At 57.9% G+C, this 22,687-nt stretch carries 19 protein-coding genes, 4 tRNA genes and 1 pseudogene; 18 read left to right on the top strand and 6 right to left on the bottom strand.

Annotated elements, in window-relative coordinates; genetic code table 11:
* Positions 1–76 precede the first annotated feature (76 nt).
* Positions 77–1,231 (top strand): MFS transporter, encoded by a 1,155-nt coding sequence (locus tag DJ564_RS11700; RefSeq protein ID WP_109629259.1) that lies wholly within the window; start codon positions 77–79, stop codon positions 1,229–1,231.
* A gap of 4 nt (positions 1,232–1,235) precedes the next feature.
* On the opposite strand, the gene nhaR is transcribed toward DJ564_RS11700, so the two are convergent.
* Complete coding sequence (gene nhaR, locus DJ564_RS11705; protein WP_109629261.1) at positions 1,236–2,135, bottom strand: transcriptional activator NhaR; 900 nt, start codon at positions 2,133–2,135, stop codon at positions 1,236–1,238.
* A 134-nt stretch (positions 2,136–2,269) separates the two neighbouring features.
* Between nhaR and DJ564_RS11710 the strand changes: the two genes are divergently transcribed.
* Positions 2,270–2,512, top strand: coding sequence for a hypothetical protein (locus DJ564_RS11710; protein WP_109629263.1), 243 nt, complete (start codon positions 2,270–2,272; stop codon positions 2,510–2,512).
* 27 nt (positions 2,513–2,539) lie between these two features.
* On the top strand, positions 2,540–3,289 hold the full coding sequence (locus tag DJ564_RS11715; RefSeq protein WP_109629265.1) for a TerC family protein: 750 nt from the start codon (positions 2,540–2,542) through the stop codon (positions 3,287–3,289).
* A 74-nt stretch (positions 3,290–3,363) separates the two neighbouring features.
* Here the strand turns inward: DJ564_RS11715 and DJ564_RS32160 are convergent, their stop codons facing one another.
* Positions 3,364–3,534, bottom strand: a complete 171-nt coding sequence (locus DJ564_RS32160) for a hypothetical protein (RefSeq protein WP_178082292.1) — start codon at positions 3,532–3,534, stop codon at positions 3,364–3,366.
* A 167-nt stretch (positions 3,535–3,701) separates the two neighbouring features.
* Here DJ564_RS32160 and DJ564_RS11720 point away from each other — a divergent pair.
* From DJ564_RS11720 to DJ564_RS11730, 3 genes and pseudogenes are all read left to right on the top strand, one after another.
* Positions 3,702–4,429, top strand: a pseudogene (locus DJ564_RS11720) (peptidase C39 family protein).
* 95 nt (positions 4,430–4,524) lie between these two features.
* On the top strand, positions 4,525–4,731 hold the full coding sequence (locus DJ564_RS11725) for a DUF6021 family protein (RefSeq protein WP_010458694.1): 207 nt from the start codon (positions 4,525–4,527) through the stop codon (positions 4,729–4,731).
* A 17-nt stretch (positions 4,732–4,748) separates the two neighbouring features.
* Complete coding sequence (locus DJ564_RS11730; RefSeq protein WP_109629269.1) at positions 4,749–4,964, top strand: hypothetical protein; 216 nt, start codon at positions 4,749–4,751, stop codon at positions 4,962–4,964.
* A 55-nt stretch (positions 4,965–5,019) separates the two neighbouring features.
* Here the strand turns inward: DJ564_RS11730 and pbpG are convergent, their stop codons facing one another.
* Both pbpG and folD read right to left on the bottom strand, forming a co-directional pair.
* The gene (pbpG, locus tag DJ564_RS11735; RefSeq protein WP_109629271.1) at positions 5,020–5,958 is read right to left on the bottom strand and encodes a D-alanyl-D-alanine endopeptidase; all 939 of its coding nucleotides are present in this window, start codon (positions 5,956–5,958) and stop codon (positions 5,020–5,022) included.
* Positions 5,959–6,194: 236 nt separating this feature from the next.
* Positions 6,195–7,049, bottom strand: coding sequence for a bifunctional methylenetetrahydrofolate dehydrogenase/methenyltetrahydrofolate cyclohydrolase FolD (gene folD, locus DJ564_RS11740; protein WP_109629273.1), 855 nt, complete (start codon positions 7,047–7,049; stop codon positions 6,195–6,197).
* Positions 7,050–7,324: 275 nt separating this feature from the next.
* Here folD and DJ564_RS11745 point away from each other — a divergent pair.
* The 11 genes from DJ564_RS11745 to DJ564_RS11795 all read left to right on the top strand — a co-directional run bounded on the left by DJ564_RS11745 (position 7,325) and on the right by DJ564_RS11795 (position 17,798).
* A tRNA-Arg gene (locus DJ564_RS11745) sits at positions 7,325–7,401 on the top strand.
* Between the two features lie 32 nt (positions 7,402–7,433).
* Positions 7,434–7,509: transfer RNA gene (locus DJ564_RS11750), tRNA-His, on the top strand.
* A gap of 56 nt (positions 7,510–7,565) precedes the next feature.
* Positions 7,566–7,650 (top strand) — tRNA-Leu (locus DJ564_RS11755).
* A gap of 77 nt (positions 7,651–7,727) precedes the next feature.
* Positions 7,728–7,803 (top strand) — tRNA-His (locus tag DJ564_RS11760).
* Positions 7,804–8,206: 403 nt separating this feature from the next.
* Positions 8,207–9,517 carry a trigger factor gene (gene tig, locus DJ564_RS11765; RefSeq protein WP_109629275.1) on the top strand — a complete coding sequence of 437 codons (1,311 nt, stop codon included), beginning with the start codon at positions 8,207–8,209 and terminating at the stop codon, positions 9,515–9,517.
* 93 nt (positions 9,518–9,610) lie between these two features.
* The gene (gene clpP, locus DJ564_RS11770) at positions 9,611–10,246 is read left to right on the top strand and encodes an ATP-dependent Clp endopeptidase proteolytic subunit ClpP (protein ID WP_095167796.1); all 636 of its coding nucleotides are present in this window, start codon (positions 9,611–9,613) and stop codon (positions 10,244–10,246) included.
* Positions 10,247–10,359: 113 nt separating this feature from the next.
* Positions 10,360–11,643 carry an ATP-dependent Clp protease ATP-binding subunit ClpX gene (gene clpX, locus DJ564_RS11775; RefSeq protein ID WP_007946893.1) on the top strand — a complete coding sequence of 428 codons (1,284 nt, stop codon included), beginning with the start codon at positions 10,360–10,362 and terminating at the stop codon, positions 11,641–11,643.
* Between the two features lie 162 nt (positions 11,644–11,805).
* A complete protein-coding gene (gene lon / locus DJ564_RS11780; protein ID WP_007946894.1) occupies positions 11,806–14,202 on the top strand; it encodes an endopeptidase La in 2,397 nt (798 codons plus the stop codon).
* Between the two features lie 147 nt (positions 14,203–14,349).
* Positions 14,350–14,622, top strand: coding sequence for an HU family DNA-binding protein (locus DJ564_RS11785; protein ID WP_002552737.1), 273 nt, complete (start codon positions 14,350–14,352; stop codon positions 14,620–14,622).
* Positions 14,623–14,855: 233 nt separating this feature from the next.
* Positions 14,856–16,727: a SurA N-terminal domain-containing protein gene (locus DJ564_RS11790; protein ID WP_109629277.1), complete on the top strand. Its 1,872-nt coding sequence runs from the start codon at positions 14,856–14,858 to the stop codon at positions 16,725–16,727.
* A gap of 228 nt (positions 16,728–16,955) precedes the next feature.
* Positions 16,956–17,798, top strand: coding sequence for a DUF2242 domain-containing protein (locus tag DJ564_RS11795; protein WP_109629279.1), 843 nt, complete (start codon positions 16,956–16,958; stop codon positions 17,796–17,798).
* A gap of 347 nt (positions 17,799–18,145) precedes the next feature.
* On the opposite strand, the gene DJ564_RS11800 is transcribed toward DJ564_RS11795, so the two are convergent.
* Together DJ564_RS11800 and DJ564_RS11805 are read right to left on the bottom strand one after the other, a co-directional pair.
* Complete coding sequence (locus tag DJ564_RS11800) at positions 18,146–19,186, bottom strand: AraC family transcriptional regulator (RefSeq protein ID WP_109629281.1); 1,041 nt, start codon at positions 19,184–19,186, stop codon at positions 18,146–18,148.
* Positions 19,187–19,189: 3 nt separating this feature from the next.
* Positions 19,190–20,320, bottom strand: a complete 1,131-nt coding sequence (locus DJ564_RS11805) for a carbon-nitrogen hydrolase family protein (protein ID WP_109629283.1) — start codon at positions 20,318–20,320, stop codon at positions 19,190–19,192.
* 209 nt (positions 20,321–20,529) lie between these two features.
* On the opposite strand from DJ564_RS11805, the gene DJ564_RS11810 reads away from it, so the two are divergent.
* Positions 20,530–22,569 carry an FAD-dependent oxidoreductase gene (locus DJ564_RS11810; protein WP_109629285.1) on the top strand — a complete coding sequence of 680 codons (2,040 nt, stop codon included), beginning with the start codon at positions 20,530–20,532 and terminating at the stop codon, positions 22,567–22,569.
* Positions 22,570–22,687: the final 118 nt, after the last annotated feature.

A 22,687-nucleotide genomic window follows, 5' to 3' on the forward strand; every position in this document is an offset into this window, starting at 1 on the left:
TTGCGCATCCTCATTTCAAAGTCATGCCAGTGGGCCTTCGGGCTATCGCTGGTGTCGTCGTTTTCTGGAGTTCTGCATGCTGTTGCCCATCCTTCTGTTGTCAGCCGCCGGTTTTACCGTGCTGACCACGGAATTCATCATCGTCGGCCTGTTGCCGGCGATTGCCCGAGACCTTGAAGTCAGCATTCCCCAAGCGGGTTTGCTGGTGACTTTGTTCGCCTTCACCGTCGCCGCGTTCGGGCCGTTCCTGACCGCCTACTTCGCAAGGTTCGAGCGGCGCAAGCTGTTCATCTCGGTGCTGATCATGTTCGGCCTGGCCAACACCCTCGCGGCGTTTGCGCCGAACATCTGGGTAATGGCCATCGCCCGGTTGATCCCCGCGCTGGGGCTGCCGGTGTTCTGGGCGTTGGCCAGTGAAACCGCGGTTGACATCGTCGGGCCGGATTTCGCCGGGCGGGCGATTGCCAAGATCGGGTTCGGCATTGTCTGCGCCACAGTGTTCGGCATTCCGGTGGGCACGCTGATTTCCGATGCGTTCGGCTGGCGCAGTGCCTTTGGCATTCTGGCGGTGATCGCGTTTGCCAAGGCGTTGCTGCTGTTTATCTACCTGCCGAAAACCAACCTGCACCAGCATCAGGTGAGCTTTCGTTCGCAGTTCAAGATCCTGCGCAGCCCGTTGATGCTGGGCCATGTGCTGCTGTCGATACTGGTGTTCAGCGGCATGTTCACCGCTTACACCTACCTGGCGGACATCCTTGAACGCCTCGCCGGTTTCAACGGCACGGTGGTCGGTTGGTGCCTGATGGGCTTTGGCGCAGTCGGGCTGATTGGCAACTCGTTGGGCGGTCGTGCGGTGGATCGTCATCCGCTGATGGCTTCGGTGATGTTCTGCGCGTTCATGATCGCCGGCATGGTGGCGTTGGTGCCGAACATTCATTCGCCGCTGGGCCTGGCGGCGGCGATGGGGATTTGGGGCGTGACCCAGGCCGCGCTGTTCCTGGTCAGCCATGTGCGATTGATGAAGGTCGCGCCCGAGGCGCCGGCCTTTGCGGCGTCGCTGAACATCGCCGGGGCCAACCTCGGGATTGGCTTGGGCGCGATGGTTGGCGGGCGGGTGATCGACAGCGTTGGCCTGGGCGGGCTGGGTTTTGCAGCCGCCGCGTTTATCCTTGTGTCGATTCTCTTGGCCATGGCGCTGATGACCATGAAGCCGCGCGAAGTCTGCGCCTGACCTTTCACACCTCGGTGAACAGTTCGCGTCGCGCACCTTCGGTAATCGCCACGATGCCGGGGTGCTTGACCTTGCGTTCCACTGAAATGGCGTAGAACGACTCCGTCACGGCGTCGGTCTGGCCAATCAACTCCACGCCGTATTGGCGTTTCACCTCGTCGGCAATCACGCTCGGACCGATGAAAATCCCGCTGCCGGACTGACCGAAAGCCTGCATCAGGGCGCTGTCGTCGAACTCGCCGACGATGCGTGGCTGGATCTGCTGCTCGGCAAACCAGCGTTGCAAGCGGCTGCGCACCACGGTTTCCGGCCCGGGAATCAGCAGCGGTGCGCCATGCAGGCTGCGTGGGAAATCCTGACCGTACTGCGCCGCCAGTTCAGCTGTGGCGAAGAAGCTGATCCCGCATTCACCGAGTTTCTGGCTGTAACCCTTGATGTCCAGGTGCGACGGCATCGGGCTGTCGGAAATCACCAGGTCCAGGCGTTGGATCGCCAGGTCGGCGAGCAAACGTTCGAGTTTGTCTTCGCGACAGGTGATGCGCAGCGGTTCACTCAATTCCATGGTCGGCGCGATGAGGCGATAGACGATGGATTTGGGCACCACATCGGCGACGCCCACCCGGAACAGGATCTGCTGTTCGTTGGGTTGCGCCCGCAGCATCAATTCCAGTTCGCCGCCCAGCTGAAACATTTGCTCGGCGTAGGGCAGGGTCTGACGCCCGGCCTCCGTCAGTTCAAGCTGCCGACCGACTCGTCGGAACAGCTCGATGCCATAGGTTTGTTCGAGCAAGGATATCTGCCCGCTGATGGTCTGCGGTGTCAGATTCAGTTGCTCGCAGGCGCGTACGATGCTACCGGTCTTGGCTACCACCCAGAAATAATGCAATTGCCGATAGTTGAGCATGACGACCTACAGTTCGTAAAAACCGAAGTATAGCTGCTAAAAATACGAATTTTCCTGAAGTGTTTGCCTCCCTAGAATGCCTCGCTATCAACGGGCCATCGTTTCGGCCCGTTCTGTTCATCGAGGAAGGCATCATGAAGCTTAAAACCACGGCACTGCTGATCGCGTCTTTACTGGTACTGGCCGGTTGCGACCAGGCCGAGAAAAGCGCGCAGCAATTGATGGGCAAGGCTGCCGAAACCGCCAAACAGGCGATCGACGACACCCACAAGGCCGCCGAACAAGCGATCAGTGATGCCACCGGCGGCCTGATCAGCAAGAAAGAACCATCGGCCGAAGACAAGCGCAAAACCGAATCTTCGTCCCAGGAAATCTAAACCGTCACAACGAGTCAGGACTGACCCATGGAATACCTTTTAGAACTTGCTGCAAGCCCCACCGCCTGGGTCGCCCTGGCCACGTTGATCGTGATGGAAATCGTGCTCGGCATCGATAACCTGATCTTCATCTCGATCCTGACCAACAAACTGCCCGAGCAGCATCGGCAGAAAGCACGCCGCATCGGTATCGGCATGGCGTTGATTCTGCGACTGGGCCTGTTGAGCACCATCGCGTTCATCGTCCAGTTGACTGAGCCGGTGATCGATATTCTCGGCCACGCGTTCTCCTGGAAGGACATGATCCTGATCGCCGGTGGCCTGTTCCTGTTGTGGAAGGCGACTACCGAGATCCATCACAGCATGGACCCGGCCCCGGATGATCCGATGTCGGCGACCTCGACCGTGACCCTGGGCTTTGCTGCCGCGATCGGTCAGATCCTGATGCTGGACATGGTGTTCTCCATCGACAGCATCATTACCGCAGTGGGCATGACCGAGCACTTGCCAATCATGATCATCGCCGTGGTGGTGTCGGTGCTGGTGATGTTGCTGGCGGCTGATCCTCTGGCCAAATTCATCAACGACAACCCGACGGTGGTGATGCTGGCGCTGGGCTTCCTGATCATGATCGGCATGACGCTGATCGCTGAAGGTTTCGGTGCTCACGTGCCTAAGGGCTACGTCTATGCAGCCATGGCCTTCTCGGCGACGATCGAGGGCTTGAACATGATGTCGCGTCGGGCCAGGCAGAAGAAAATAGCGGCTGAAGCTTAACCCGCGAAAAACGAAACGGCCGCCTGCGCTCGAAAGAGCCCAGGCGGCCGTTTTTGTTGGCGAATCCGAAAGGATCAGTGCGCGGTCGCGTGGTGGACCGGTGGTTTATCGGTCTTGGCCAAAGGCGCCGATTGAACGGGGTGGTGATGGTGCCGACGGGTAATCCGCAAAACGCCCCACAACATGGCGGCGGCCACGGCCAGCCAGCCGGAAATCAACATCACGATTGTCATTGTCAGGCTCATCAGTGCCTCCTCTTTGCCCTGCCTCGGGCACACACTCTTTGCAAATGACAGTCTAGTCGCTGCTGTGTTTCAGGCTATTGACCAAAGGTCGGCTGTCATCAACCAGTTCGCTCTATCGAACGCACTCAACTGCGGTTTAAGGCTATACCGCCGCTGCGTGGCGTCCTATGATCGACGGCCAAGCCGGGAGCGTTTTGCCTGGCGTCTGAACAAGAGAGTGATGATCGTGCGGGTATTTTCTCGAATTCGAACGGCGGCGCTGATAGTCGGCTGCGTTGCAGGTTTGGCCGGATGCGCGGGGAGTGTGGTGCCGGAGATCAAGCGACTGCCGGAACGCGTCGAACTCAGCGGCACGTTCTACCGGGGCCAAGACCATCAAAGCGGGCCTCAGGTGCTGGCCAGCCTGTTGTCGCAGCAGGGCATCGTGATTACGCCTGGATTGCTCGAAAAACCCCTGCACTTGCCGGGCGCCGAGGCCCAGTTGCAGCAGAACATGCAAAACCTGGCGCGTGAGTACGGGATGGTGGTGTATCCCCTCGACAGCAATTTGCCGGCGCTGTTGACCCAGGTCGCGGCCGGCTATCCAGTGATGGTGCGCTTCACTGAAGGCTCGGCGCTCTGGGCTGAGCCGCGTTATGCCCTTCTCGCCGGATACAATCGCCAGAAGCAGACGGTGTTGCTGCGTGCCGGGATGAATCGCCGGAACTTGATGAGCTTCAGTTCATTTGAGTCGGCGTTCAAGGATGCTGGCGGCTGGGCCGTCCTCATCCAGAAACCCAATCAGATCCCCGCCAATGTCGATCAGCAGCGCTGGCTCAAGGCAGCGAGTGATCTTGGCCAGGCCGGTCAGGAACAGGCCGCTGCCCGTGCGAAGAAGGCGCTGACCGCGCAATAACGTTCCGTTCGTCATGTGCCCGGCACCGCCGGGCATACCTGGCCTCTAAAGGACAAGACCCGGTTTCTCCGGGCCAGATCCCAGGAGGCGCCCCCATGGCACATTCCAATACCCCCGACGGTCCGCATTCATCCGAGCATTCTTCGGGTGACGAGTTGGGGTTCGACCCCGATTCGCCGGATCTCGCTGACCCTCAGGTCGATCCCATCGGCCCCGCCAAGGCGCCCCGGGATGTGAAGCCGGGCGACAATCCCAAGGCTCCGGCGAAGCCTTACGACCCACTCGCTGATCTGAAACCCTAACCCTTGGTGAGGTGCGTATGTCTACTGATTCGAGTTTCAACGACAAACGTCCGGACAGTGTTCCTACAACCCCTGAAAAGGGTGTTGATCCGGTGATGGATCCTGATGACCCGCTAAGAGATCCGTTGGCGCGTCCGATGGTGGTTCCGACGGAGCATCCCCATGGCATGAAAGATCCAAGCGCCGGCGATGGTATTCCGGATGACGATCAGATGCCGTTGCCCAACGATTAATGCTAGACGAAAAAAAGCCCCGAATGGTCGGGGCTTTGTTTTTGCTATCGCTGACTTACTTTGACGCTTCAACCACACCGCTCTGACGGTGCTTGAGGTTCTTGTCCGACTTGTACTGCAAGGCTACCGACGGCACGTCTGCGCCTTTGCCGGTTTCCACCCAACTGCGGATGCGGGCGGCATCGGCAAAATGCGTGTACTTGCCGAAGGCGTCGAGGATCACCAGCGCTACCTGGCGATTGCCCATGCTGGTCACCAACACCAGGCAGTGACCGGCTTCATTGGTGAACCCGGTCTTGGTCAGCTTGATGTCCCAGTTTGGCTTGCGGACCAAATGGTCGGTGTTGCGGAAACCCAGGCTGTAGTTGGGTTTGCGGAAGGTGACGGTTTTTTCCTTGGTGGTACTCAACTCGGTCAATAACGGGTACTTGTGCGCGGCGATCAGCAACTTGCTCAGGTCGCGGGCGGTAGAGACGTTACGAGGGGAGAGGCCCGTCGGCTCGACGAAGTGGGTGCTGGTCATGCCCAGCGCCTTGGCCTTGGCGTTCATCGCGGCAATGAATGCGACATAGCCGCCCGGATAGTGATGGGCCAGGCTCGCGGCAGCACGGTTTTCCGAGGACATCAGGGCGATCAGCAGCATTTCCCTGCGCGGCAATTCGCTTTTGAGTTTGACTCGGGAAAACACGCCTTTCATTTCTGGCGTGTCGCTGATGTTGATATTGATGTACTCGTCCATGTTCTGTCGGGCTTCAACCACAATCAGGCCGGTCATCAATTTGCTGACGGAGGCGATAGGGACAACCACATCGGGGTTGCTGGCATAAATGACTTTGTTGGTCTGCATATCCAGCAGCAAAGAGCTGCCGGAAGCGAGCTTGAGTTGTTTCGTGTCTCGGGGTGCCGCGGTGGTCTCCGCAGCGCTGGCGATTGGCGTGATGAACGTCCCTGTAAATGCAAAAAATAGGCTCAGGATGGAAAGACGGATTTTCACGCTGGCAGACTCATAAGGTGTTGATAAGCCGTTATGTAACGGGCTATTTCGTAAAAGCGCGACATTCTGGAGTATGGCTGAATAACTGTCGATGGTTGTTCAAGCAGGACGTAAAAGTCCTTGGGAACATGAAAAAAAAGTCATTTTCCGGCGGATGGTCGATCTTTTACTTCAGGCAAAAAGAACCCCGCCATTGGCGGGGTTCTTTTATTCGTCGCTTATGCCAAAACGGGCACTCAGCTGTGCAGTGTTTCCGCAGCGTACAACGTGTTTTCCAGCAGGCAGGCGCGCGTCATCGGGCCCACTCCACCCGGTACCGGAGTGATCCAGCCGGCGCGAGGCAGGGCGGTTTCGTAGATCACGTCACCGACCAGTTTGCCGTCTTCCTGGCGATTGATGCCGACGTCGATCACGATCGCGCCTTCCTTGATCCACTCACCTTTGACCAAGCCCGGCTTGCCGGCGGCGACGACGACCAGATCGGCACGGCCGACGTGGTCCGCCAGATCCTTGGTGAATCGGTGGGTGACGGTCACGGTGCAGCCGGCCAGCAGCAACTCCATCGCCATCGGACGGCCAACAATGTTGGACGCTCCGACGACCACGGCATTCATCCCGTAAAGGCAAGCACCGGTGCTTTCCAGCAGGGTCATGATGCCTTTGGGGGTGCACGGACGTAGCAGCGGGATGCGCTGTGCCAGGCGACCGACGTTATAAGGGTGGAAACCGTCGACGTCTTTATCCGGACGAATGCGCTCCAGCAATTTGGAGGCATCCAGGTGTTCAGGTAAAGGAAGCTGAAGCAGAACGCCGTCAATTGCCGGATCGTCGTTCAGGCGATCGATCAGATCGGTCAGTGCTTCTTGAGTGGTTTCGGAAGGCAGGTCGTAGGCTTGGGAAATGAAGCCGACCTCTTCACAGTCTTTACGCTTGTGCGAGACATAAACCTGAGAGGCAGGATCGCTGCCGACCAGGATCACCGCGAGGCCCGGCGTGCGCAGGCCTTGCTCGCGACGCTCGTTGACCCGTTTGGCGATCTGCTGGCGCAGGCTGGCGGCGATCGATTTGCCGTCGATTAGTTGTGCAGTCATTGCGCGTGATTAACCATCGAGAGGGGAAAAAAAGAGAACGCATTCTCGCATGTCATGCGGTGAGGGCAAAGGCGCTTGGTCTGCAAATTCCTCTAAGCCCTTTAATTAAATGAATTTTTTATAAAAAGGATTTGACGACCCTCGGGGCGCTCTATACTATTCGTCGCACTTGTCGGGCACAGCCTAGCACTGGATGAGAAGGTCGAGCGGAATTACGGTTCTGCGAGGCTGGAAAGCTCTTAGTTTGTAGTCCTCCAAGAGTACAGATTAATAAGGCGCCCGTAGCTCAGCTGGATAGAGCATCCGCCTTCTAAGCGGATGGTCGCAGGTTCGAGTCCTGCCGGGTGCGCCATTAGGCAGCTTTGGCACAAGTAGCGCAATATGGTGGGCGTAGCTCAGTTGGTAGAGCACGGGATTGTGACTCCCGTTGTCGAGGGTTCGATCCCCTTCGTCCACCCCATATTTCGAAAGGCGCCAGATTAACAGTCTGGCGCCTTTGCTTTAACAGCTTCAAACGCGGATGTGGTGGAATTGGTAGACACACTGGATTTAGGTTCCAGCGCCGCAAGGTGTAAGAGTTCGAGTCTCTTCATCCGCACCAAATAAGCTTCACTCAGGCCGGCTGGCTTGATTGGGGCGCAGCAAGGGAGTTGTTTGGCTTCTTTGCAAGGCAATATGGTGGGCGTAGCTCAGTTGGTAGAGCACGGGATTGTGACTCCCGTTGTCGAGGGTTCGATCCCCTTCGTCCACCCCATATTTCGAGAGGCGCCAGATTTAACAGTCTGGCGCCTTTTTTGTTTTAGCGGTTCGAGTATCAAGCGGCTGCATGTTCTGGGTCGCAGGGGTGGGGTGTTTCATCGTATTTATGTTTCTCGATGATGCCGCGCCGCCCGCCGGCCTTGCTCGCAAGACCGGCTGTCAGGGAGATGATTGGCAACTTCTTCTATATATAGAAGGATGGGTGCAGGGCCCTGGCGTGACTGGCTGTATTTGCTAACAGGGCGAGGCACAACCGTTTGTCCCTCGCCTATAAATTGCCTGCTGCTTTTTTACCCGTTTTCAGTAGGGTGACTTCTTGAGTTTGACCCACTAGAATGCATGCCCTTGATTCTGGGGTCGGAAACGGCCGGCTAACGTCTGTGCAACGAGGAATATCCATGCAAGTTTCTGTTGAAAATACTACTGCTCTCGAGCGCCGCCTGAGCATCACCGTGCCGGCAGAGCGTATTGAGACTGCGGTCAACAAGCGTCTGCAGCAGACTGCCCAAAAGGCCAAGATTGCTGGCTTCCGTCCAGGCAAAGTGCCAATGAGCGAAATCAAGCGCCGTTTCGGTGCCGATGCGCGCCAGGAAGCCGTGGGCGATGTGATCCAGTCTTCGTTCTACGAAGCGGTTGTCGAGCAGAAGCTGAACCCGGCTGGCGCTCCTTCGATCGAGCCTAAATCGATGGAAGCTGGCAAAGATCTGGAATACGTTGCAGTTTTCGAAGTGTTCCCTGAGTTCACCGTTGCTGGCTTCGACGGTATCACCGTAGAGCGCCTGAGCGCTGACGTGGCTGATGCTGATCTGGACAAAATGCTTGACGTGCTGCGCAAGCAGAACACCCGTTTCGAAGTGGCCGATCGCGCTGCCCAGAACGAAGACCAGTTGAACATCGATTTCGTTGGCAAGGTTGACGGTGAAGTGTTCGCTGGCGGTTCCGCCAAAGGTACTCAGCTGGTGCTGGGTTCTGGCCGCATGATCCCTGGTTTCGAAGACGGTCTGGTTGGCGCTAAAGCCGGCGAAGAGCGCGTTCTGAACCTGACCTTCCCAGAGGACTATCAGAACCTCGACCTGGCGGGCAAAACCGCTGAGTTCACCGTGACTGTGAACACTGTTTCCGAGCCAAAACTGCCAGAGCTGAACGAAGAATTCTTCGCTCAATTCGGCATCAAGGAAACCGGTCTGGAAGGCTTCCGCACCGAAGTTCGCAAGAACATGGAGCGCGAACTGCGTCAGGCGATCAAATCCAAGGTCAAGAATCAGGTAATGGACGGTCTGCTGGCCACCAACCCGATCGAAGTGCCTAAGGCTCTGCTGTCCAACGAAGTTGACCGTCTGCGTGTGCAGGCTGTTCAGCAGTTCGGCGGCAACATCAAGCCTGATCAACTGCCGGCCGAGCTGTTCGAAGAACAGGCCAAGCGCCGCGTTGTGCTGGGTCTGATCGTGGCGGAAGTGGTCAAGCAATTCGACCTCAAGCCAGACGAAGCCCGCGTTCGTGAAATGATTCAGGAAATGGCTTCGGCCTACCAGGAGCCTGAGCAGGTTGTGTCTTGGTACTACAAGAACGACCAGCAACTGAACGAAGTCCGTTCGGTTGTGCTGGAAGAACAAGTTGTGGATACTGTTCTGCAGAAAGCTAGCGTGACCGACAAATCGGTCTCTTACGAAGAAGCAGTCAAGCCGGTAGAAGCTCCACAAGCCGACTGATCGTTTTTGCGATAAGAAGTACACACCATAAGCCAGCCTTCGTGCTGGCTTATGCGTATTCAAGACATAACTATTTGGGAGTGACTGCAGAGCATGTTCCGTAATTCGTATATTCAGCAGAACTCTGATATCCAGGCCGCAGGCGGCCTGGTCCCGATGGTTGTCGAGCAGTCTGCTCGTGGCGAGCGCGCCTATGACATTTACTCGCGCCTTCTCAAGGAACGAGTGATCTTTCTGGTTGGTCCGGTAGAGGACTACATGGCCAACCTGATCTGTGCGCAACTGCTGTTCCTTGAAGCGGAAAACCCGGACAAGGACATCCATCTCTATATCAACTCCCCGGGCGGTTCGGTGACAGCAGGCATGTCGATCTACGACACCATGCAGTTCATCAAACCCAACGTATCGACCACCTGTATCGGCCAGGCGTGCAGCATGGGCGCGTTTCTGCTGACCGCCGGTGCTGCCGGCAAGCGTTATTGCCTGCCGAATTCGCGCGTGATGATTCACCAGCCGCTGGGCGGTTTCCAGGGGCAGGCGTCGGATATCGAAATCCATGCCAAGGAAATTCTCTTCATTCGTGAGCGTCTCAACACGCTGATGGCCAAGCACAGCGGCCACACTCTTGAAGAAATCGAGCGCGACACCAACCGCGATAACTTCATGAGTGCAGAAGCTGCGCGTGAGTACGGGTTGATCGATGAAGTGATCGCCCAGCGCCCAGCTTAAAAATAAGCAGCTCAAAATAGGCTTGGTCGGCTGGTCTGATCATTAGCGGGCTTGAAAAAGCCCGCAATAGCCTTCATCTTGTGTTGCAAGCCTATCGGATTTGGATCGAACGAATGACTGACACCCGCAACGGCGAGGACAACGGCAAGCTGCTCTATTGCTCCTTCTGTGGCAAAAGCCAGCATGAAGTGCGCAAATTGATTGCCGGCCCCTCGGTCTTTATCTGCGACGAGTGCGTCGACCTGTGCAATGACATCATCCGAGAGGAGGTGCAGGAAGCCCAGGCCGAAAGCAGCGCGCATAAATTGCCTTCGCCTAAAGAAATCAGCGGCATCCTTGATCAGTACGTGATTGGTCAGGAGCGTGCGAAAAAGGTTCTGGCCGTAGCGGTGTACAACCACTACAAGCGTCTGAATCAGCGTGACAAAAAGAATGACGACGTCGAGCTCGGCAAGAGCAACATCTTGCTGATCGGCCCGACAGGCTCGGGTAAAACCCTGCTTGCCGAAACACTGGCCCGTTTGCTGAACGTTCCGTTCACCATCGCTGACGCAACCACCCTCACCGAGGCGGGTTACGTGGGTGAAGATGTCGAGAACATCATTCAGAAGCTGCTGCAGAAGTGCGATTACGACGTAGAAAAAGCCCAGATGGGCATTGTCTACATCGATGAGATCGACAAGATCTCGCGCAAGTCTGACAACCCGTCGATCACCCGGGACGTTTCCGGTGAAGGCGTGCAGCAGGCCCTGCTCAAGTTGATCGAAGGCACGGTCGCTTCCGTTCCGCCGCAAGGTGGTCGCAAGCATCCGCAGCAGGAATTCCTTCAGGTCGACACCCGTAACATTCTGTTCATCTGCGGTGGTGCGTTCTCCGGTCTGGAAAAGGTTATTCAAAACCGTTCGACCAAGGGCGGCATCGGTTTCAACGCGGAAGTTCGTAGCAAGGAAGAAGGCAAGAAAGTCGGTGAATCCCTGCGTGAAGTCGAGCCTGACGATCTGGTCAAGTTCGGTCTGATCCCGGAATTCGTCGGTCGTCTGCCGGTCCTTGCCACGCTGGACGAGCTTGATGAGGCTGCATTGATGCAGATTCTCACCGAGCCGAAAAATGCTCTGACCAAGCAGTATGCCAAGCTGTTCGAGATGGAAGGTGTGGACCTGGAATTCCGGGCCGACGCGCTGAAATCGGTCGCCAAACGTGCCCTGGAACGCAAGACCGGTGCCCGTGGACTGCGCTCGATTCTCGAAGGTGTATTGCTCGACACTATGTATGAAATCCCCTCGCAGTCCGAGGTGAGTAAAGTAGTGATCGACGAAAGCGTGATAGAAGGCAAGTCCAAGCCACTGTATATCTACGAAAACAGTGAGCCGGCTGCCAAGGCTGCGCCAGACGCTTAAGCGTCAGGCAGCTGGAATAAAGAAGGGGCCTTCGGGCCCCTTTTCTTTTAAAGAGTTTTTAACACCCTCATTGCGCTTGTTTTTTTTCAAAGCAGCCCCCATCTTGGTTTCAAGCTTACTTCCATCTGTTTACGGCCTTATGGCCGCCGTAGAGGCGAAATCATGAAGACAACCATCGAATTGCCTCTCCTGCCATTGCGTGATGTTGTGGTTTATCCGCACATGGTTATCCCGCTGTTCGTGGGGCGCGAGAAATCCATCGAAGCCCTCGAGGCTGCGATGACGGGCGACAAGCAGATCCTTCTGCTGGCTCAGAGAAACCCTGCTGACGACGATCCCGGTGAAGATGCACTTTATCGCGTAGGTACAATTGCGACCGTTCTGCAGCTGCTCAAGCTGCCTGACGGCACGGTCAAGGTTTTGGTCGAAGGCGAGCAGCGGGGCGCCGTGGAGCGCTTCAGCGAAGTGGACGGCCACTGCCGTGCCGAAGTCTCGCTGATCGACGAAGTCGACGCGCCAGAGCGCGAGTCGGAAGTATTTGTCCGTAGCCTGCTGGCTCAGTTCGAACAATATGTGCAGCTGGGCAAGAAAGTCCCGGCTGAAGTCCTCTCGTCGCTCAATAGCATCGACGAGCCAGGTCGCCTGGTCGACACCATGGCCGCGCACATGGCCCTGAAGATCGAGCAGAAGCAGGAAATTCTCGAAATCATCGATTTGTCGGCCCGGGTCGAGCACGTCCTGGCGTTGCTGGATGCCGAGATCGATCTGCTGCAAGTCGAAAAACGCATTCGCGGTCGCGTCAAGAAACAAATGGAGCGCAGCCAGCGCGAGTACTACCTGAATGAGCAGATGAAGGCCATTCAGAAAGAGCTCGGCGACAGCGACGAAGGCCACAACGAAATCGAAGAGCTGAAAAAGCGCATCGATGCCGCCGGCCTGCCGAAAGATGCCTTGGCCAAAGCCCAGGGTGAACTGAACAAGTTGAAACAAATGTCGCCAATGTCCGCGGAAGCGACCGTGGTGCGTTCGTACATCGACTGGCTTGTTCAGGTGCCGTGGAAGGCCCAGAGCAAAGTGCGCCTGGACCTTGCTCGCGCAGAAGACATTCTCGATGCAGACCACTATGGTCTCGAAGAAGTCAAAGAGCGGATCCTCGAATACCTCGCCGTGCAAAAGCGCGTGAAGAAAATTCGCGGTCCTGTGTTGTGCCTGGTCGGTCCTCCGGGGGTGGGTAAAACCTCTCTGGCGGAGTCGATCGCTCACGCCACCAACCGCAAATTCGTCCGTATGGCCCTTGGTGGCGTGCGTGACGAAGCGGAAATTCGTGGTCATCGCCGGACTTACATCGGTTCGATGCCAGGAAGATTGATTCAAAAAATGACAAAAGTGGGCGTCCGCAACCCGCTGTTCCTGCTCGATGAGATCGACAAAATGGGCAGCGACATGCGTGGCGATCCGGCGTCGGCGTTGCTGGAAGTGCTCGATCCTGAGCAGAACCACAACTTCAACGATCACTATCTGGAGGTCGACTACGACCTGTCCGATGTGATGTTCCTTTGCACCTCCAACTCCATGAACATTCCGCCGGCGCTGCTCGACCGGATGGAAGTGATTCGTCTGCCGGGCTACACCGAAGACGAGAAGATCAACATCGCCGTCAAATACCTTTCGCCAAAGCAGATTACGGCCAACGGCTTGAAGAAAGGCGAGCTGGAATTCGACGCTGAAGCGATCCGCGACATCATCCGCTACTACACCCGCGAAGCCGGTGTACGTGGGCTGGAGCGCCAGATTGCCAAGGTTTGCCGCAAGGCAGTCAAAGAGCATGCAATGGAAAAACGCTTCTCTGTGAAGGTCACTGCCGAGATGCTGGAACACTTCCTGGGCGTGCGCAAATTCCGCTACGGTCTGGCCGAATCGCAGGATCAGATAGGTCAAGTGACCGGGCTGGCATGGACTCAGGTGGGTGGCGAATTGCTGACCATCGAAGCAGCTGTCGTGCCGGGTAAAGGCCAGTTGATCAAGACCGGTTCGCTGGGCGATGTGATGGTCGAGTCGATCACCGCCGCGCTGACCGTTGTCCGCAGCCGCGCGAAGAGCCTGGGGATCCCCCTGGACTTCCACGAGAAGCGCGACACGCACATCCACATGCCGGAAGGGGCGACTCCGAAAGACGGCCCTAGCGCCGGTGTAGGTATGTGCACGGCCCTGGTGTCGGCATTGACCGGGATCCCGGTGCGTGCGGATGTCGCCATGACAGGTGAAATCACCCTTCGTGGCCAAGTGTTGGCAATCGGCGGTCTGAAGGAAAAACTGCTGGCGGCTCACCGTGGTGGAATCAAGACCGTGATCATTCCTGAAGAGAACGTACGCGATCTGAAGGAAATTCCTGACAATATCAAGCAAGATCTGCAGATTAAACCGGTTAAATGGATTGACGAGGTCCTGCAAATTGCGCTGCAATACGCGCCGGAACCGCTGCCTGATGTGGTTCCAGAGATAGTTGCAAAGGATGAAAAACGCGAGTCTGACTCTAAGGAAAGAATTAGCACGCATTAGTACGCATTTGCCTGAGTGGCTTGTTGACAGCTTTTTAGAGCCCTTGTTATAAAGCGGCTCTTAAGTGTCTGTAGGCCATTCAGCACACGTTTTTGCTTTCACCAAAAAACTTAGAATCATACTCAAATAGATATAAGGGGACTTAGAGTGAACAAGTCGGAACTGATTGATGCTATCGCTGCATCCGCTGATATCCCGAAAGCTGCTGCTGGCCGTGCGCTGGACGCTGTAATCGAATCCGTCACTGGCGCTCTCAAGGCTGGCGACTCTGTTGTTCTGGTTGGTTTCGGTACCTTCTCCGTTACCGATCGTCCAGCTCGCATTGGTCGTAACCCACAGACCGGTAAGACGCTGGAAATCGCTGCAGCCAAAAAACCAGGTTTCAAAGCCGGTAAAGCACTGAAAGAAGCTGTCAACTAAGTTCGCTTCAGGTTTTTGCCTATCCGGGTCGGGGTCATGCCTGACCTGGCAGCGGAGCGGTAGTCCAGTCGGCAATTTGCCGGTCCGAGACACCGAGGGTCGCAAGTTCGAACCCTTGGTCCGCTCCGCCAGTTACGAGAAGGCGCATCCTCGGATGCGCCTTTCTTCTATCCGGATTCTACCCACGCTCCACGGTTGCCTAATTTTGAAGTTCAACCGTTTCTGGGGGACGCATGCTGCAGAATATCAGGGACAATTCACAAGGCTGGATTGCCAAGACCATTATCGGGATCATCGTTGTACTGATGGCTTTCACCGGTATCGAGGCCATTTTCCAAGCTACGACCAACAGCCAGGATGCGGCCAAGGTCAATGGCGAAGAAATCAGCCAGAACGAGCTGAGCCAGGCGGTCGATATGCAACGCCGTCAGCTGATGCAACAGCTGGGCAAGGATTTCGACGCTTCCTTGCTCGACGAAAAAATGCTGCGCGAATCGGCCCTCAAAGGCCTGATTGATCGCAAACTGCTGCTGCAAGGCGCAGAAGAATCGAAATTCGCTTTCTCCGAAGCGGCTTTGGACCAAGTGATCCTGCAAACGCCTGAGTTTCAGGTGGATGGCAAGTTCAGTCCCGATCGTTTCGACCAGGTGATCCGTCAGCTCGGCTACAGCCGCATGCAATTTCGCCAGATGCTGGCTCAGGAAATGCTGATCGGTCAGCTGCGTGCTGGTTTGGCGGGTAGCGGTTTCGTCACCGACGCACAGGTTCTGGCGTTCGCCCGTCTGGAAAAACAGACCCGCGATTTCGCTTCCCTGAACGTCAAGGTTGACCCGGCAGCGGTGAAGCTGACCGACGATGAGGTCAAGGCTTACTACGACGAACACGCCAAGGAATTCATGACGCCGGATCAGGTGGTCATCGACTACCTGGAATTGAAGAAGTCTTCCTTCTTTGATCAGGTCGCCGTCAAGGACGAAGACCTGCAAGCGGCGTATCAGAAAGAAATCGCGAACCTGTCCGAGCAACGCCGGGCTGCGCACATTCTGATCGAAGTGAACGACAAGGTGACCGAAGCGCAAGCCAAGGCCAAGATCGAAGAAGTTCAGGCGCGCCTGGCCAAAGGCGAGAAATTCGAGGCCCTGGCCAAGGAGTTCTCCCAGGATCCGGGTTCGGCGAACAACGGCGGTGATCTGGGCTACGCAGGCCCTGGCGTTTACGATCCAGCATTCGAAACCGCGCTGTATGCGTTGGCCAAGGATCAGGTGTCGGCACCGGTTCGCACTGACTTCGGTTTCCACCTGATCAAACTGTTGGGCGTTGAAGCACCTGAAGTGCCGACGCTGGCCAGCCTGAAAGACAAGCTGACCCGCGAGCTGAAAACCCAGCAGGTCGAGCAGCGCTTCGTCGAGGCGACCAAGCAACTGGAAGACTCCTCTTTTGAATCTTCCGATCTGGCCCAGCCGGCGCAAGACCTCAAGCTGACCGTTCATACCTCCAAGCCGTTCGGCCGCGAGGGTGGCGAAGGTGTTACGGCCAACCGTGCCGTGGTCACCGCTGCGTTCAGCCCTGAAGTGCTGGATGAAGGTGCCAACAGCACCGCCATCGAACTGGACCCGGAAACCGTGATCGTGCTGCGCGCCAAGGAGCACCTGAAGCCTGCGCAACTGCCGCTTGAAAGCGTCAATGCCAGCATTCGTGCGCAATTGGCCAAGGAGCACGCCAGTGCTGCCGCCAAGACCAAGGCTGATGAGCTGATCGCCAGCCTGCGCGACGGCAAGACGCCACTGGACAAGGCGATTGACGGCCAGAGCTGGAAAGTCACCGCAGCAGCGACTCGCGCTCAGGAAGGGATTGACCCAACCGTGCTGCAAGCACTGTTCCGCATGCCTAAACCTGTCGCCAAGGACAAGCCGACCTTCAGCAGCGTGACCCTGGCCGATGGTAGCCTGGTGATCGTGCGCCTGAACGGCGTGAACGAAGCCGCCGCGCCGACCGAAGAAGAGAAGGCTCAGTACCGTCGCTTCCTCGCCTCGCGCATTGGCCAGCAGGACTTTGCGGCTTACCGCAAGCAGCTGGAAAGCGAGGCCGAGATCAAGCGTTTCTGATGCTTGATTGAGTTGTCCGCTACACAAAGACCCCGGCCGAAAGGCCGGGGTTTTTTATGGAAGAAGCAAAAGCATATTGGCGATCCGTCGGCTGCGTATGTACCGCCCGACTTTTTCCTGTAAATGACCGTCAGTAGATTTGTAAACGTTTTAAGACACTAATCGATGCTCCGCTAAGCATCGATCTGTTGCACAATACGCCCCGGATCGTTTTCCTCAGGATGTTCAATGTTTAAATCAATTCCCATGCGTGTTGCCGGGCTGGCGCTGATGCTGGCCACTGCTGCCGGCTGCTCGTCAAAGAAAGCCCCCATCTATGAGCATGAGAACTTCGATGACTCCGGGACGTTTTCGCGCAATTACCCGGTGACGGATGCGCAAACCTGCGAAGCCGCCCGTCGGGCGTTGCTCAGCCAGGGCTACATCATCACCAGCGCCGACCCGAAACTGGTCAGCGGGCACAAAAGCTTCCAGCAGACCGGCGAGACCCACATGGAGATCAGCTTCAGTGTGGTCTGTGCCGATGACGGCAGCGAAGGGCATCATGCGACCATGTTCGCCAACGCCCTGCAGGACCGCTATGCGCTGAAGAAAACCAATAACTCCGCCAGTGTAGGTGTAGGCGTGTTGGGTTCGGTATCGATGCCGATCGGCTCATCCGACGATTCGATGGTCAAGGTCGCCAGCGAAACCGTCTCGTCGGCCAAGTTCTACGAGCGATTCTTTGCGCTGGTCGAGTTGTTCCTGCCGCCGGAAGCAAAGAAGGCTGCGCACATCCCCGAGAAACCCAAGACCGACCTGGGCATGCCTGAGGCCAAGGCTGCTCCGGCGCCTTTGGCCCCAACGCCGGCTCCTGCGGCGGAACCCGCGCCAGCGCCTGCGGCTGAACCAGCTCCAGCTCCAGCACCTACTGCCTCGGAACCCGTCGCACCGCCGCCTGAAACAGCGCCGATCACCCCGGTTGAAAACCCGGAACCGGCGCCGTCCTCGGAAACCGTTACGCCACCGCCGCAATCCAGCCTGCCGCCACCGAGCGAGCCTATTTCGGCCATGCCTGGCGCTAGTCAGTAATCGATCTACATTTCGGGACCGTGTCAGATGACACCGTTCCCGAAATGGCTTTTTGATTGATCCGCGTCAACCCGGGCTGCAGTCCTACAGCCTCTATCGAAAAAATCCTGTGATAAATTCCTGACCGCCTGCTACGTTTTATAAGTAGCCGCTGAGCGGTGCGCCCGCGTCATTTTTCTTTCACGTGGGCACTTTATGCTCAAGGCGTTGGTCATTTATTCAGGCATTTTTTAAACGAGCGGCAGGGGGATTTCACAATGGACGATTATCAAGAAGAGCTGCTCGAGTATCAGGCGTTTGAACTGGACCCATTGGAGCCAGCGGAAGACGCCACAGAGCTGTAAGCATCACGCGGATTGGCGATGACTGCGGCGAAACTCGCCGGGGGTCTGGCCGTTCCAGCGTTTAAAGGCCCGTTGGAACGCTTCGGCTGAGGCGAAACCCAGCAGGTAGGCGATTTCACCGAACGCCAGTTCCGTGTCGCGAATGTAGGTCATGGCCAGGTCGCGCCGCGTGTCGTTGAGAATCGCGCGAAATTGCGTGCCTTCTTCGGCGAGTTTGCGACGCAAAGTCCAGGTCGGCAGCTTCAGGCGTGCCGCCACTTCTTCCAGGTCGGGTTCCCGGCCACCATTGAGCAACGGCCCCAGCAACTGAGTGATCCGTTCACGCAGGCTGCGGGTGCGTGTCAGTTGCTCCAGTTCCCGTTCACAGAGTTGCAGCAAGTGTCGCCAGGTACTCGGGCAGTGCTCCGGGTTGCGTTGGGCGAGGCTGGCCAGGCTCAGGCGCAGTTGATTCTGTTCGGCGCCGAACTGAATCGGGCAATCGCCCAGCGCGGCATACGCCTCACGATAATCCGGTTCGGCAAACTCGATCTCGATACGCTCGGCGCGTAGCGGGGCAGGGCTCACGCTGGACAATTGGTGCAGCCAGCCGGCGATGATCGAATCCACCACGAAGCGGTTGTAGGCGTTGTAGGGGCTGATGGAATAGAACCGCAGCCACGCGCCCTGAGCGTCTTCATGAAAGCTCGATTGGCCACGATAGTTGGAGCCATACAAGGCTTCGAAGCGAATCAGGCACCGCGCCGCTTCTCGAACCGTCGGTGCCTGGGCGGCGGTGACCCCGGCCAGACCGGCCTGACTCAGACGACTGAGCTGGCCCATGCGCAAACCCAGCGCCGGGTCGTCGGTCAACTGAATGGCACCGTGGCCCAGGCGCATGTAGCGCGGGATCGACAGCCGGGCGCCTGCCTCGGCCAAACGCGCGGCATCGAGGCCGTATTGCTCAAGCAACGGTTGCGGGTCCACACCGTGGCTGCGCACGGCGTCGGCCAGGCTATGAACAAAGCCCACCGACAGATCCCCAAGGCGCATCGGCAGCGGTTTCATGGTTTACAACCAGAGGTTCAGCAAACGCGCGCCACGGGCATTGCCGTCGGCGAATTGTTGCCCGTTGTTGCTGAGGAAACTTTGCCCGGCGCTACCCTTGTCCCAGAACTGACCGCGCAGGAACACGCTCATGCCGGCAATGGCCTGGCTGCTGGGCGGTTGGCCGGTCAGTGTCAGGCGATGCCAGGCCTGGCCTTCACTGAGTTCACCGGCCTTGAGGCTGACGGAGCCTGGCGTCGACAGCCCCTTGTAACCCCGCCACGGTTTGTCCCAGGTGTCGCGGCCGACGACATACGCAGGAACCGCCACCAGATGGGCGCCCTGGGCGTCGAGTTTGCGGTAGTTGTCCGGGTACCAGCTGTCGCTGCCGATCAGTACGCCCAGGCGTCCTGCCGGGGTGTCGACGACGTTGAGCGTGTGCTCGCCATTGGCTTCGATAACGTCTTTTTCAGCGAAGACCGGATGCATCTGGCGTTGCGGCTGGCCTAGTGGCAGCCCGTCGCGGCCGAACACCACGCTGCTGTTATACAACGCACCGTGGCCGACCTTCAGCGTGCCGTCGATGATGCTCGGCTCGGGCAACACAATCGTGCCGGCCACCAGGGTCACGTTGAACGCCTTCGCCAGCCCGCCGAACAGTGCCTGATAGTCCTTGGCCATGCCTTTGGCCTTCATCCGCAAGTGAGCGTCGTCGAGACGGCTTTCGCCCTTGGCGCTGATCAGCGCACGGACGAACTGCACGGGATTGCTCACCGCCAGCCAGTTCATCGCTTCCTTGAGGGTGGTCGCCTGGTACAGCTCATCTTTCTCGCCACTGACCATCAGCCAGGTGCCGATGTGTTCGGGCAGCACGACGATGGTCTTTTCATTGAGCAGGCCTTGGTCCTGAGCCTGCTGCAAATAGGCGGCGAGCTTACGGTGCAGGCGTTCGGGGCTTTGATAGTCGGTGGGGAACAGCTCGGGCTGGATGCCCAGTAGATTGCCGCGATCCGCGGGCGTGCCTTGATCGACCGCGAGGTGGATACGCAGGTCCGACAGGTAATGACCCGCCGGACGGTCCGCAGCCCACATGGCGTAGGTCGTCAGGGCGGCAATCAATGCCATGGAGAAAGTCAGGTACAGAAGTTTGCGCATGGGGAAACAGTCGACAGCCGTGTGCAGGGTTCGCGACTAGGGTAGGGCGCATGCCGGCGCTTGCCAAGGGGCGCTGCACATTTGGATCAATAAGTTGTCAGTTTCGGTCATTGAGTGACAAGGGCGCGACTCTTAGTCTGTCCAACATGACTGACGGGGGCCGAAGAGCTCCTGCATATTTTCCGTGATCGCTCGATGTGGAGTTACAAATGCCCGCCGCTCATTACCCGCACCTGTTGGCCCCGCTGGACCTGGGTTTCACCACGCTGCGCAACCGCACCCTGATGGGTTCGATGCACACCGGTCTGGAAGAGAAACCCGGCGGTTTCGAACGCATGGCGGCGTACTTCGCCGAGCGTGCTCGCGGCGGTGTGGGCTTGATGGTCACCGGCGGCATTGGCCCGAACGATGAGGGCGGGGTGTATTCCGGCGCGGCCAAACTGACCACCGAAGAAGAAGCGCTCAAGCACCAGATCGTGACCCGTGCGGTGCACGAGGCGGGCGGCAAGATCTGCATGCAGATCCTCCACGCCGGCCGTTATGCCTACAGCCCGAAACAGGTCGCGCCGAGTGCCATTCAGGCGCCGATCAACCCGTTCAAGCCAAAAGAGCTGGACGAGGAAGGCATCGAGAAGCAGATCAGCGATTTCGTCACTTGCTCGACCCTGGCGCAAAAAGCCGAGTACGACGGCGTCGAGATCATGGGTTCGGAAGGTTATTTCATTAACCAGTTCCTCGCCGCCCACACCAACCACCGCACCGACCGTTGGGGCGGCAGCTACGAAAACCGTATGCGCCTGCCGGTGGAAATCGTCCGTCGGGTACGTGAAGCGGTCGGCCCGAACTTCATCATTATCTTCCGCTTGTCGATGCTCGATCTGGTGGAAGGCGGCAGCAGCTGGGAAGAGATCGTGACTCTGGCCAAAGCCATCGAGCAGGCCGGTGCGACCATCATCAATACCGGCATCGGCTGGCACGAAGCGCGGATTCCGACCATCGCCACCAAGGTGCCGCGTGCGGCGTTCAGCAAGGTCACGGCCAAGCTGCGCGGTTCGGTGAGCATTCCGCTGATCACCACTAACCGCATCAACACCCCGGAAGTGGCCGAGCAGATTCTGGCCGAGGGCGACGCCGACATGGTGTCCATGGCGCGGCCGTTCCTCGCCGACCCGGACTTCGTCAACAAGGCGGCCGCTGGCCGTGGCGATGAAATCAACACCTGCATCGGTTGCAACCAGGCGTGCCTGGACCACACCTTCGGCGGCAAGTTGACCAGCTGCCTGGTGAACCCACGCGCTTGCCATGAAACCGAACTCAACTACCTGCCGGTGCAGCAGATCAAGAAAATCGCCGTGGTCGGAGCCGGTCCTGCGGGCCTGTCCGCTGCCACAGTGGCGGCGGAGCGTGGGCACTCGGTGACGCTGTTCGATTCGGCCAGTGAGATTGGCGGCCAGTTCAACATTGCCAAGCGTGTACCGGGCAAGGAAGAGTTTTTCGAAACCCTGCGCTATTTCAACCGCAAGTTGCAGACCACCAATGTCGAGGTGTGCCTGAACACCCGTGTCGATGTGGCGAAACTGGTGGAGGGCGGTTATGACGAAATCATCCTGGCCACCGGCATTGCCCCAAGAACCCCGGCGATTCCCGGCGTTGAGAACGCCAAGGTGCTGAGCTACCTCGACGTGATCCTGGAGCGTAAACCGGTGGGCAAGCGCGTCGCGGTGATTGGCGCAGGCGGTATCGGTTTCGACGTATCGGAATTCCTCGTTCACCAAGGCGTGGCCACCAGTCAGGACCGCGAGGCGTTCTGGAAAGAGTGGGGCATCGACACGCATCTGGAAGCGCGCGGCGGTGTTGCCGGCATCAAGGCTGAACCGCATGCACCGGCGCGTGAGGTGTTCCTGCTGCAACGCAAGAAATCCAAGGTCGGTGACGGCCTGGGCAAGACCACTGGCTGGATTCACCGGACCGGTCTGAAAAACAAGCAGGTGCAGATGCTCAACAGCGTCGAATACCTGAAGATCGACGATGAAGGCCTGCACATCCGCATCGGTGAAACCGGTGAGCCGCAGGTGCTGCCGGTGGACAACATCGTGATCTGCGCCGGGCAGGACCCTCTGCGTGAATTGCAGGATGGCTTGGTCGCAGCGGGGCAGAACGTGCATTTGATTGGTGGCGCGGACGTGGCGGCGGAGCTGGATGCCAAGCGCGCGATCAACCAGGGTTCGCGTCTGGCTGCTGAGTTGTAATCAACTCAATCCCTGTGGCGAGGGAGCTTGCCCCCGTTGGAGTCCGAAGGACTCCCTCTATCAGCGATCGTGGTGTGTCAGGTTCATCACTGTCGCCGGTTTGCGGCCGCTGCGCAGC

The organism is Pseudomonas sp. 31-12, assembly GCF_003151075.1.
Lineage (GTDB): Bacteria > Pseudomonadota > Gammaproteobacteria > Pseudomonadales > Pseudomonadaceae > Aquipseudomonas.

What these genes read in the sequence shown, in the direction of transcription:
- DJ564_RS11710 (WP_109629263.1), top strand. Translation starts at nt 2,270, where the DNA reads ATGAAGCTTAAAACCACGGCACTGCTGATCGCGTCTTTACTGGTACTG.
- DJ564_RS11810 (WP_109629285.1), top strand. Translation starts at nt 20,530, where the DNA reads ATGCCCGCCGCTCATTACCCGCACCTGTTGGCCCCGCTGGACCTGGGT.
- DJ564_RS11725 (WP_010458694.1), top strand. Translation starts at nt 4,525, where the DNA reads ATGGCACATTCCAATACCCCCGACGGTCCGCATTCATCCGAGCATTCT.
- DJ564_RS32160 (WP_178082292.1), bottom strand. Translation starts at nt 3,534, where the DNA reads ATGAGCCTGACAATGACAATCGTGATGTTGATTTCCGGCTGGCTGGCC.
- tig (WP_109629275.1), top strand. Translation starts at nt 8,207, where the DNA reads ATGCAAGTTTCTGTTGAAAATACTACTGCTCTCGAGCGCCGCCTGAGC.
- DJ564_RS11790 (WP_109629277.1), top strand. Translation starts at nt 14,856, where the DNA reads ATGCTGCAGAATATCAGGGACAATTCACAAGGCTGGATTGCCAAGACC.
- DJ564_RS11795 (WP_109629279.1), top strand. Translation starts at nt 16,956, where the DNA reads ATGTTTAAATCAATTCCCATGCGTGTTGCCGGGCTGGCGCTGATGCTG.
- DJ564_RS11715 (WP_109629265.1), top strand. Translation starts at nt 2,540, where the DNA reads ATGGAATACCTTTTAGAACTTGCTGCAAGCCCCACCGCCTGGGTCGCC.
- DJ564_RS11805 (WP_109629283.1), bottom strand. Translation starts at nt 20,320, where the DNA reads ATGCGCAAACTTCTGTACCTGACTTTCTCCATGGCATTGATTGCCGCC.
- DJ564_RS11700 (WP_109629259.1), top strand. Translation starts at nt 77, where the DNA reads ATGCTGTTGCCCATCCTTCTGTTGTCAGCCGCCGGTTTTACCGTGCTG.
- clpX (WP_007946893.1), top strand. Translation starts at nt 10,360, where the DNA reads ATGACTGACACCCGCAACGGCGAGGACAACGGCAAGCTGCTCTATTGC.
- nhaR (WP_109629261.1), bottom strand. Translation starts at nt 2,135, where the DNA reads ATGCTCAACTATCGGCAATTGCATTATTTCTGGGTGGTAGCCAAGACC.
- folD (WP_109629273.1), bottom strand. Translation starts at nt 7,049, where the DNA reads ATGACTGCACAACTAATCGACGGCAAATCGATCGCCGCCAGCCTGCGC.
- DJ564_RS11800 (WP_109629281.1), bottom strand. Translation starts at nt 19,186, where the DNA reads ATGAAACCGCTGCCGATGCGCCTTGGGGATCTGTCGGTGGGCTTTGTT.
- lon (WP_007946894.1), top strand. Translation starts at nt 11,806, where the DNA reads ATGAAGACAACCATCGAATTGCCTCTCCTGCCATTGCGTGATGTTGTG.
- DJ564_RS11730 (WP_109629269.1), top strand. Translation starts at nt 4,749, where the DNA reads ATGTCTACTGATTCGAGTTTCAACGACAAACGTCCGGACAGTGTTCCT.
- clpP (WP_095167796.1), top strand. Translation starts at nt 9,611, where the DNA reads ATGTTCCGTAATTCGTATATTCAGCAGAACTCTGATATCCAGGCCGCA.